Annotated in this window: 11 protein-coding genes, 1 tRNA gene and 1 rRNA gene; 2 read left to right on the forward strand and 11 right to left on the reverse strand. The window is 29.9% G+C overall.

The annotated features are described in order from the left end of the window. Nucleotides 1-122: 122 nt before the first annotated feature. The 7 genes from CLLI_RS10705 to CLLI_RS10735 all read right to left on the reverse strand — a co-directional run bounded on the left by CLLI_RS10705 (nt 123) and on the right by CLLI_RS10735 (nt 4943). Nucleotides 123-326: a heavy-metal-associated domain-containing protein gene (locus CLLI_RS10705; protein WP_106064209.1), complete on the reverse strand. Its 204-nt coding sequence runs from the start codon at nt 324-326 to the stop codon at nt 123-125. Nucleotides 327-335: 9 nt separating this feature from the next. Beyond that, nucleotides 336-1241, reverse strand: a complete 906-nt coding sequence (locus CLLI_RS10710) for a PSP1 domain-containing protein (protein ID WP_106064210.1) — start codon at nt 1239-1241, stop codon at nt 336-338. Between the two features lie 7 nt (nt 1242-1248). After that, nucleotides 1249-2190 carry a DNA polymerase III subunit delta' gene (locus CLLI_RS10715; protein WP_106064211.1) on the reverse strand — a complete coding sequence of 314 codons (942 nt, stop codon included), beginning with the start codon at nt 2188-2190 and terminating at the stop codon, nt 1249-1251. A 14-nt stretch (nt 2191-2204) separates the two neighbouring features. Beyond that, nucleotides 2205-2534 carry a cyclic-di-AMP receptor gene (locus CLLI_RS10720; protein WP_106064212.1) on the reverse strand — a complete coding sequence of 110 codons (330 nt, stop codon included), beginning with the start codon at nt 2532-2534 and terminating at the stop codon, nt 2205-2207. Nucleotides 2535-2615: 81 nt separating this feature from the next. Next, on the reverse strand, nt 2616-3293 hold the full coding sequence (locus tag CLLI_RS10725) for a dTMP kinase (protein ID WP_479723245.1): 678 nt from the start codon (nt 3291-3293) through the stop codon (nt 2616-2618). A gap of 34 nt (nt 3294-3327) precedes the next feature. After that, nucleotides 3328-4752 (reverse strand): aminotransferase class I/II-fold pyridoxal phosphate-dependent enzyme, encoded by a 1425-nt coding sequence (locus tag CLLI_RS10730; RefSeq protein ID WP_106064214.1) that lies wholly within the window; start codon nt 4750-4752, stop codon nt 3328-3330. Further along, entirely contained in the window at nt 4731-4943 is a 213-nt protein-coding gene (locus CLLI_RS10735) for a sigma factor G inhibitor Gin (RefSeq protein WP_106064215.1), read from the reverse strand. Before CLLI_RS10735 ends, CLLI_RS10730 begins: the two co-directional genes overlap by 22 nt. A 152-nt stretch (nt 4944-5095) precedes the next feature. Between CLLI_RS10735 and CLLI_RS10740 the strand changes: the two genes are divergently transcribed. Beyond that, nucleotides 5096-6259, forward strand: coding sequence for a zinc-binding metallopeptidase family protein (locus tag CLLI_RS10740; RefSeq protein ID WP_106064216.1), 1164 nt, complete (start codon nt 5096-5098; stop codon nt 6257-6259). Between the two features lie 95 nt (nt 6260-6354). Here CLLI_RS10740 and CLLI_RS10745 read toward each other — a convergent pair whose 3' ends face one another. Further along, a complete protein-coding gene (locus CLLI_RS10745; protein ID WP_106064217.1) occupies nt 6355-6858 on the reverse strand; it encodes a hypothetical protein in 504 nt (167 codons plus the stop codon). A gap of 315 nt (nt 6859-7173) precedes the next feature. Here CLLI_RS10745 and CLLI_RS10750 point away from each other — a divergent pair, with 315 nt between their 5' ends. Then, nucleotides 7174-8124 (forward strand): magnesium transporter CorA family protein, encoded by a 951-nt coding sequence (locus tag CLLI_RS10750; RefSeq protein WP_106064218.1) that lies wholly within the window; start codon nt 7174-7176, stop codon nt 8122-8124. 57 nt (nt 8125-8181) lie between these two features. Here the strand turns inward: CLLI_RS10750 and CLLI_RS10755 are convergent. The 3 genes from CLLI_RS10755 to rrf all read right to left on the reverse strand — a co-directional run bounded on the left by CLLI_RS10755 (nt 8182) and on the right by rrf (nt 9314). Further along, nucleotides 8182-8255, reverse strand: a tRNA-Cys gene (locus tag CLLI_RS10755). Between the two features lie 86 nt (nt 8256-8341). After that, a complete protein-coding gene (locus CLLI_RS10760) occupies nt 8342-9082 on the reverse strand; it encodes an NAD-dependent protein deacylase (RefSeq protein ID WP_106064219.1) in 741 nt (246 codons plus the stop codon). A gap of 115 nt (nt 9083-9197) precedes the next feature. Then, a 5S ribosomal RNA gene (gene rrf, locus CLLI_RS10765) occupies nt 9198-9314 on the reverse strand. Nucleotides 9315-9610: the final 296 nt, after the last annotated feature.

Consider the following 9610-nt stretch of genomic DNA (forward strand, 5'->3'; position numbering starts at 1 on the left):
TAGTAATATCAACTTACATTATAATGGATTTTTTATGTATGTGGGAGATACTTTTTGTATCTCCTTTTAATTTTTTAAGCAGTAATTATTACTACTTTTGCCTACTAAAATTATACTCTAAGTTATAAAATAGTATATCCCAAATCTTCTATGGATTCCATTAAATTATCTAGAGTTACAAAATACTCATCGTATACTACATTAACTTCTCCTTTTTCAGAGTTTATCTGACAAGCTATTACTCCTTCGTTGCTTGAAATAGCTTTTCTAATATTGCTTACATCAGCCATGGTTTTCATATTAAGCACTTTCAAAACCGACTTCATAGATTCCTCCTAGTTTTCCTTAAATAATTCTTTAGCCAAATCCCTATTTTCATCATCTATTTCCATTTTTATATCATCTTCATTTACAATTCCTTCATAAGCTCCAGAAATTAGGCTTAACTCATCTATTGGAATTTCCTTTATGACTTCTTCTGCATTTAAAACTTTAATCTTAGCTTTTACACTTTCTTTTACTACACTATTGGAAATTACCTCTCCATCTCCATATTCAGTTCTAACTATAGACCCAATCTTAGGAAGTCTTTTTCTTATTTCTTCATAGGTTTCCTGTTCAAAATTTAAGCAACACATAAGTCTTCCACAGATTCCTGATATTTTTGTGGGATTTAAAGATAGGTTTTGTTCCTTTGCCATCTTTATTGACACTGGTGCAAAATCACCTAAGTAAGTTGAGCAGCACATAGTTCTTCCACATGGACCAAGTCCCCCTATCATTTTAGCCTCATCTCTTACACCAATTTGTCTTAATTCTATCCTGGTTCTAAATATAGCCGCTAAATCCTTAACTAATTCTCTAAAATCTACCCTTCCATCAGCTGTAAAATAGAAAATTACTTTGTTATTATCAAACGTATATTCCACATCTATAAGCTTCATTTGCAGATTATGCTGCTGAATTTTATCTAAACAAATTGAAAAAGCTTCTTTTTCTTTACTCTTGTTTTCTAAATGCTTTTGTATATCTTCGTCAGTAGCTTTTCTTATAACGCTTTTTAATGGTACTATTATTTCCTCTTGCTCTATTTCTTTTTCTCCTATAACACACTCACCAAACTCTATACCTCTAGCAGTTTCAACTATAACACTATCGCCTTTGCTTATTTTTAGGTCGCCTGGTGCAAAATAATATATCTTTCCTGCCTTTTTAAAACGTACCCCTACTACTTTTACCATATTATATTTATACCTCCTGCATTTTAAGCAACATTGAGTCAAAAACTAGTGCTGCATTTACATTGCTTTCTAATTTAAGCCTCGTATCCTTTATTATGTCTATAATATCATTTAACTGTGTAAATGAAAATATTTCTGAAAGACTCTTTATATTACCTATTTTATCTACATTAATTATAAGATTGTTATTTGCTGTCTCCTTATATATTAAAGTATCCCTTATATACGAAAGAAACCATGTTAAGGTTTCCTCCCAATATGATTTATATTTTAACAACGCCTCTTCATAAATAAATATATCTATATCTTTATTCATAATATTTTTTAATATATCCATAGTTAAATTTCGTATATCTTTTAAATTAGAGTCCTCTATAAACATTTCTGCCTTTCCCGGAATACAGTCACTAATTATGGCTATAGAGTTTAATTCATCTTTATTTAAATTTGAATATTTTTTTAATAGAAATTTCTCCATATCCTTTTTATGAAGATGATGAAGTTTATATATCTGACATCTGGATTTTATTGTATCTAATAAGTTTTCTACCTTTTCACATAATAATAATATAAAGATTCCTTTAGGCGGTTCTTCTACGGTTTTTAAAAACGCATTTTGAGCCTCTACCGTCATAGAATCTGCATTATGAATGATGATTACTTTTTTATCCCCTTCATATGGTTTTGTATTTATTTCTTCAATAATGGATTTTATTTCATCTACTCCTATGGACTTTTTATTCTTTAATAACCTAAACTCTATAATATCAGCGTACTCCCTACCAGGTTCTTTATTTAAAAGTTTACAGGCTGCCTCTTTGGCTATTAAACTTTTCCCTATACCATCTTCTCCTGAAATTATATGCGCATGGGCAAACCTTCCACATCCAATTGAATTTATTATTTCATTTTTCACATCATTATGCCCTATTATATCCTGAAAGCTCAATGCATATTCCTCCATTATATTTTTATAAACTTATCTACATCTAATACAAATATTGTGGCTCCCCCTACTTCTACCTCAACAGGGTATGGAACATATATTCCAGTGGATCCTGTCATGGGTGATGGCGCCGTTACAACCTGCTTTCTTGTCTTACAAATTTCCTCAATTGTTTTTATTGCTTTATCCACCTTTTCTTCTTCAACACCTATCATAAGGGTCGTATTGCCTGCCTTCAGAAATCCTCCTGTAGTAGCAAGCTTAGTTACTCTAAAACCCGCATCCGTTAGCAAGTCTATCAAATCAAGAGCATCGTCATCTTGAACAACAGCAACAATAAGCTTCATAACATACCCTCCTATTCATTCATTAATGTATTGATCTATACCTACATTCTACCATATTCTATAAAAATTCTAGCATAAATATTATAGTTTTTTAATTATAGCTTCATATATCTCTTCATGTATATCATCAATAGTTTTTATATTACCCGCTGAAATGCAATCTATCTGTTTCCAATTATATTTTTCTGCAATTTTACAAGCATTTTTATAAGAATGTATTAGGTATTCTTCATTTTTTTCATGTATATCTTTTTCTTCTTCACCAGTAAATTTATTTTTTCTATTAGATATAAGTTTTTTGCTATACTCAGGAGGCATATTTAAAAATACTACCACATCCGGTATAGGTAGTCCCATTAAATTAAATTCCAAGTCACATAACCAGTTTAAAAACTTATTTTTTTCTTCTAAATTGTCTATTTTAGATGCTTGATGAACCATATTTGATGTAGTATATCTATCAGCTAAAACAATGCCTCCTTTATCATAAAAGCCTTCCCAGTGTTTTTTAAAAGAAGCATACCTGTCTACAGCATAAAAGGTAGATGCTGTATATGCATTTACATCTTCTGGCTTGTCTCCAAATTCTCCATTTAGATACATCTTTATTAAAGCCGAAGAATCACTTTCATAATTAGGATACTCTACCTTTAGTACATCATATCCTTCAAGAATAAGTCTTTCATAAAGCTTTTTAGTCTGTGTTGCTTTTCCGCTTCCATCGCAAGCTTCTAATACTATTAGTTTACCCTTTTTTATTTCCTTCATACTATACCAACCTTCGTTCTATCTATTATTCTAATATTGTTATCTTATCTTCATATATACCTAATATATCAGTATGATTTTCTATATAATATTCTAACATATGTACAATATCTTTATCTATTATTTCTCCCATCATAATTATTGGTATACCTGGAGGATATGGTATAACATTTTCTCCGCATATACACCCTATAGCCTCATATATTTTAACTTTCTTTTTCTTCCTTTCTACAGCTTCATAGGGTGGTATTTCCACATGAGGTATATGATAATTACTTACTAAATCTATGCTATTAAACTTGAATTTAGATAAGTCACATTCTCGAAGGGTTTTATAAAGGTATTTAAACTCTTCTTCATTATTAAATGGAGAAAAAATTAGGATCAAATTATAAGTATCACTCATTTCGCATTGTATGCCTTTTTCTCTTAAGTAATCCAATAATAAATTTCCGTTGTACCCTTTTTCCAAATTTAAAATATATCTAGTTGGATCTAGATCATATTGATACTTTGTTTTAACATATTCTCTGCTTATTATACTAACATGATCTATTTTCTCAATTTCTGCCTTATACTTATCTGCTAACTCAATTAAATCATCATAAGCCTTCTCTCCATAATTTTGGAGATAATATCTTGAATAGTCCATAGAACACATAAATAAGTAAGAAGGACTCGTACTAGAAAAACAATTAAAATAAAAATTTACTTTATCTATGTCTTCTTTATTATTTATATGCAGAAAAGCAGTTTGAGTAAGACTTGGTAGTGTTTTATGAGCACTTACCACTACCATATCTGCCCCCATTTTTATTGCACTGCTAGGTAACTTACTATTGGCCCCAAAGTGCGCCCCATGGGCAGAATCTATTAAAACCTTCATATTATTTTTTCGCGCTTCTTTTATTACCTCTTCTATATTGAAACACACTCCATAGTAATTAGGATATGTTAAAATAATTCCTTTGGCATCTTTGTTTTCTTTTATAACTTTAAAAAAATGCTCCATATCAATAGAAAAAGGAGCATTATATTTACCATCAATAATGTTTTTTACATATACTGGTTTTAATTTTCTCATTATAATACCATTGAATACGGATTTATGGCAATTTCTATCTACTATTATTTTTTCACCTTCATTAAATGAAGAAAAGATCATAATTAAATTTCCGCTGGTGCTTCCATTAACTAAAAAATATGATTTCTCACTACCATAAAACTTTGAGAGTAATTCAGTTGATTCCTTTATAATACCTTCAGCCTTGTGAAGATTATCTACACCATGAACTTCGGTGATATCACAGCTAATAAAGTTATCCATTAACTCCTTTCCTTCTGCAGTAGTGAGAAATCCTCTTCCATTCTTATGACCTGGCATAGAGAAGGAAATATTATGTTCCTTCACATATTTTAAAACCCCTTCTACAAGTGGTAATTTTGACACTTACTATCCTCTCCTCTTATCATAGGGTATATTATAGATTTCTTTATACAGTTTTTATAATACATATAAAAATCGGTATCCATTCTAACCTTTATTATTTTCTCCTCACAACATTTGCATATTCCTTTGCCATTAATAATTATACCACCATTTAGAGGCTTTCCACATATGATGCAACATTGTTTTCTCATAAATATCCTCCTTGACATTTCTATTATCTGAATTTTTGCCTCTTATACTATATTTTATTCAGCATAGTGCCAATATTTATTTTGTCCACATAAATATATTAAATAAATTTTGGTTATAATAACATCAATCTTTTAATTATGGAGTTGATATTATGAAACAAGAAATAGTTACATTTTTACATAGTATAGACAAAGACATATTTAATCTATCTAAATATATATATGATAATCCTGAGTCTAGTTTTCATGAATATAAATGTTGTAGTTACCTAATAAATATATTTAAGAAATATAACTTTAATGTAATAGAAAATTATATAAATATTCCTACTGCATTCTATGCCCAGTATGGCAATGGCCATCCTAAGATATGTTTTATATGTGAATATGATGCCGTAGAAAATGGGAACCATATAACTGGTCATAATTTAATTTCTTCTATCTCCACTGGCGCAGCTTTATCTCTTTCTAGGGTTATAGATAAATCACATGGTTCTGTTATAGTTATAGGTTGTCCTGGAGAATTTATAGGTAGTTCAAAAGTAACTATGGCAAAGCAAGGTGTATTTAATGATATAGATATAGTTTTAATGGCTCACCCTGATGTTATAACCGCTGAAAGTGGTACATCTATGGCTTTACTGCCATTAAAAATAGTATACAAAGGTGAAATGGGCTTAAGGTATAGATCATTGGGTTCTTATTCTCCATTAGATGCTTGTCTCTTTACCTTCAATACTATAAATATGTTATCAAAAGGGTTGAAACATGACAATGGTATTGATGGCGTAATAGTGAAGGGTGGGACTTCTCCATCCTTATTACCTTCAGAGTGTGAGTCAAGATTTTATTTAAGAGGATCTAAAATGTGTTATGTTATTGAACTAGAAAAAAAATTAAGGGAATTAGTAAAGACTGTAGGTAATTTAATGGAGATACATTCTGAAGCCAGTATATATGAACTCCCTTATGAAGAGCTTATTACCAATACAACATTATCCAGGATATTCTCCCATAACCTGAAAGAAACTGGTATTATAGAAATAGAGTCTGCTAAAGATACTTTGTCTAGTCTCAGCCTTGGTACAGTAAGTCACTTAGTTCCATGTATACATCCTTATATTTCTATTGTAGAGGATGATTCTATAAAATACTCCTCTGGTGAATTTGCCATGGCAACAATTTCTCGCTTTGCTCAAGATAGAGTTATGAAAACTGCTCAGGCTTTAGCTCTAACAGCTTTAGATATAATCGAAAAAGAACATCTTCTACAAGAGATAAAACTAGAATTCCATAAACAGTTTAATAATAATTAACTCCTCAGCCGAAAATGTGCGTTACTAACAGTGTCCATGAATATAGTAAATAAAAAAAATTTGAATATAGTAAATAAAAAAGATTAGCTTAGTTCTTAACTAGCTAATCTTTTTTCTCTGTTTAATTTTATCTTTTCAATGAAATTATTACTTGGTTCAAAATAGAACCTTTTTAATTTATCTCCATCTCTATAGATACAACAGTATGGATTAAAATTAAATATTGAGCAGACATATTTCTTAGAACTTGTTACACTTTCCTTAAAATTAGGCATATCATTTTTGCCTATATATTGAATATTCCTTAATTTTATATCTTCCACCACTTTATCCTCTGATCCCTTTATTCTGTGAATAATAAATTGATCTGCAATTATAGAATAAGTGTATTTTACCCTAAAACGAAAAACCTCAAATACTAAAGCTGCCATAACTAAAGTTGTACATAATAATACAGCTATTCTTCCAATGCCTTGTCCATTGATAGTTATGTCTTTAATAATCTCGGCAAAAAACAAAGCAATTACTAATATAGTAAACAACTTTACTATTGAAGGCAACTTTCTTCTTGTAATAGTCTCTTTATACATATTTCCCATATAATAACCCTCCAAATTACCCTATTTATCATAACATAGAGATTATACTAGGCTTTTAAATATTAATCCAGACCAATTATAAGCTTAAATAGTGCTATAAGTCCTAACTTAGGTTGATTTTTATAACATTTCATACTTACCTTTATATTATCTCTATATATCTTCATTTTCCTAATATAATCATATAAAAACTGAAGTTTGTCATTTCTTCTTGCAGAATTTTTGAATTTTTACTTTCAATTTTATTATAGATTATAGACAATATTAATATATAAGATATAATATAAGTATTACTATTGGTCTAGGAGGTTTATAATGATTACAATACATAAAACATTGGAAGAAAACAATACCTCAGTATTACAGCAAATAGATAATATAGAACCTGGTTGTTGGATAAATATAGTAGCCCCATCGGATCAAGAACTATTATTTATTTCAAAAAAGGTCAATGTTCCTTTAGAATTTTTAAGGGCATCTCTAGATGATGAAGAAACCTCTCGTATAGATATTGACGAAAATAATAATATATTGGTTTTGGTAGATATACCCTTTAGCGAAATGGAGGATAACTCATTAACTTATGATACTTATCCTCTTGGAATTATACACACTGAAGGTGTATTAATCACTGTATGCTTGAAAAATAGTAAAGTACTTTTAGATTTTATTGATGGCAAAATAAAATCATTTTTCACCTTTAAACGTTCTAGATTTACTCTTCAGATACTTTATAGAATAGCCAGTTATTATTTAATATATTTAAGACAAATAGATAAAAAAAGCTTAATGATTGAAAAACGACTTCATAAATCTATGAAAAATAAAGAATTAATCCAGCTATTATCCTTAGAAAAATCACTTGTTTATTTTTCAACCTCACTTAAATCAAATGAAATAACCCTTGAAAAAATGCTAAAACTTGATATTATGCAAAAGTATCCAGAGGACCAAGATATATTAGAAGATGTTATAATAGAAAATAAGCAAGCAATAGAAATGGCTAATATATATAGTAATATATTAAGTGGCACAATGGATGCCTTCGCCTCTGTAATTTCTAATAATCTAAACATAGTTATGAAGCTTTTAGCTTCCGTAACTATAGTAATGGCTATACCCAATATGATTTCAGGAATGTTTGGTATGAATGTAAATGCAATTCCTTTTGCAAATTCTCCTTATGGCTTCTGGATAATATTTGGAATTGTAATAACAATTGCTGTAATTGCAGTAATAATATTAAATAAAAAAGATATGTTCTAATTATTATAAGTAAATAAATAAAAGGATTCAACATTATTGCTAAATCCTTTTTCTATTTGGAGGCGCCACCCGGATTTGAACCGGGGATAGAGGTGTTGCAGACCTTTGCCTTACCACTTGGCTATAGCGCCATATTCTATTATGTCCTTGACACTTTAATATGATATCATTTAAAAATTATTTTGTCAACAACTTTTAAATGATATCACCATTAACTCTATTTTAATTCTTTTACTATGCTTCCTAACACTTCTCCTATTTTGTTATTAATAACCAAAGAAGCTCTATTGTCGTAAGGTGTGAAGGATTTATTTATAAGAATTAAGCTATTCCCTCTATAATAATTAACTAAATTTGCCGCAGGATACACTGCTAAAGATGTTCCCCCTATTATTAATACATCTGCATTTTTAACATAATAAACCGCTTTATTTATTGCCTCCATGTCCAAAGCCTCTTCATATAAAACCACATCTGGCTTCACCTTTCCTCCGCAATAATCACATTTAGGAATGGTATCTTTACTATTTAATACATAATCTAAATTGAAAAACTTACCACAATTCATGCAATAATTCCTATGCACACTTCCATGAAGCTCAATTACACTTTTTGATCCAGCCTCTTGATGAAGCCCATCTATATTCTGAGTTATAACTGCCTTTAATTTTCCCATATTCTCTAATTTTGCAAGGGCATAATGAGCTTCATTAGGCTTTGCATCTTTATATATCATCTTAGCTTTATAAAATTCAAAAAAATCTTCAGGATGTTCACAGAAAAAACTATGGCTTAACATAACTTCTGGTGGATAGGAATAATTATTTTTTGTATTATATAATCCAGCTTCTGATCTAAAATCCGGTATATTACTTTCAGTGGAAACTCCTGCTCCTCCAAAAAATACTATGTTATCGCTATTCTTTATAATATCTCTAAGCTTCTCCATACTGTCCATATCGTTTACCCCCATTAATTATTTTTATAATCATTATATACCTTATGCCTCAAATATTACTTTGCTGCAGTATATAAAAAAGCACATCAAGTGATTAACTTGATGTGCTTTTTTGACCTGGCGACAACTTACTCTCCCACAAAGCTTCCCTTGCAGTACCATCAGCGCTTCAAAGCTTAACCATCGTGTTCGGTATGGGAACGGGTGTTACCTTTGAGCCATAATCACCAGATTTAATTCAGTTGACAATTGACAGAGGACAGTTGATAGTTAATTATAAAATTCCTAGGGAATTTTTAAAACTATATTTCTAGCTTTTGCTTTGCAAAAGCATCTGTAACTCTCAATTCTCAACTAAAAATTGCTATAAGCTGCGCATTACTTCGTTAACAAGTTCGCTGCGGTGCTCATTTAGCTTACTAAATTCCGCTCCTCGCTTCTCATGTTTCCTTGTATTGCTTGCTTCTATCAATTTTTGAAAGAAATTATTCTTTCAAAATTGCACAAAGTAAATATTTAAGATCAAGC

The organism is Clostridium liquoris (assembly GCF_002995785.1).
Classification (GTDB): Bacteria; Bacillota; Clostridia; order Clostridiales; family Clostridiaceae; genus Clostridium_AO; species Clostridium_AO liquoris.

Coding starts and splice junctions, on each gene's coding strand:
- CLLI_RS10705 (WP_106064209.1), bottom strand. CDS start 326: ATGAAGTCGGTTTTGAAAGTGCTTAATATGAAAACCATGGCTGATGTA.
- CLLI_RS10710 (WP_106064210.1), bottom strand. CDS start 1,241: ATGGTAAAAGTAGTAGGGGTACGTTTTAAAAAGGCAGGAAAGATATAT.
- CLLI_RS10720 (WP_106064212.1), bottom strand. CDS start 2,534: ATGAAGCTTATTGTTGCTGTTGTTCAAGATGACGATGCTCTTGATTTG.
- CLLI_RS10735 (WP_106064215.1), bottom strand. CDS start 4,943: ATGAGAAAACAATGTTGCATCATATGTGGAAAGCCTCTAAATGGTGGT.
- CLLI_RS10740 (WP_106064216.1), top strand. CDS start 5,096: ATGAAACAAGAAATAGTTACATTTTTACATAGTATAGACAAAGACATA.
- CLLI_RS10745 (WP_106064217.1), bottom strand. CDS start 6,858: ATGGGAAATATGTATAAAGAGACTATTACAAGAAGAAAGTTGCCTTCA.
- CLLI_RS10750 (WP_106064218.1), top strand. CDS start 7,174: ATGATTACAATACATAAAACATTGGAAGAAAACAATACCTCAGTATTA.
- CLLI_RS10760 (WP_106064219.1), bottom strand. CDS start 9,082: ATGGACAGTATGGAGAAGCTTAGAGATATTATAAAGAATAGCGATAAC.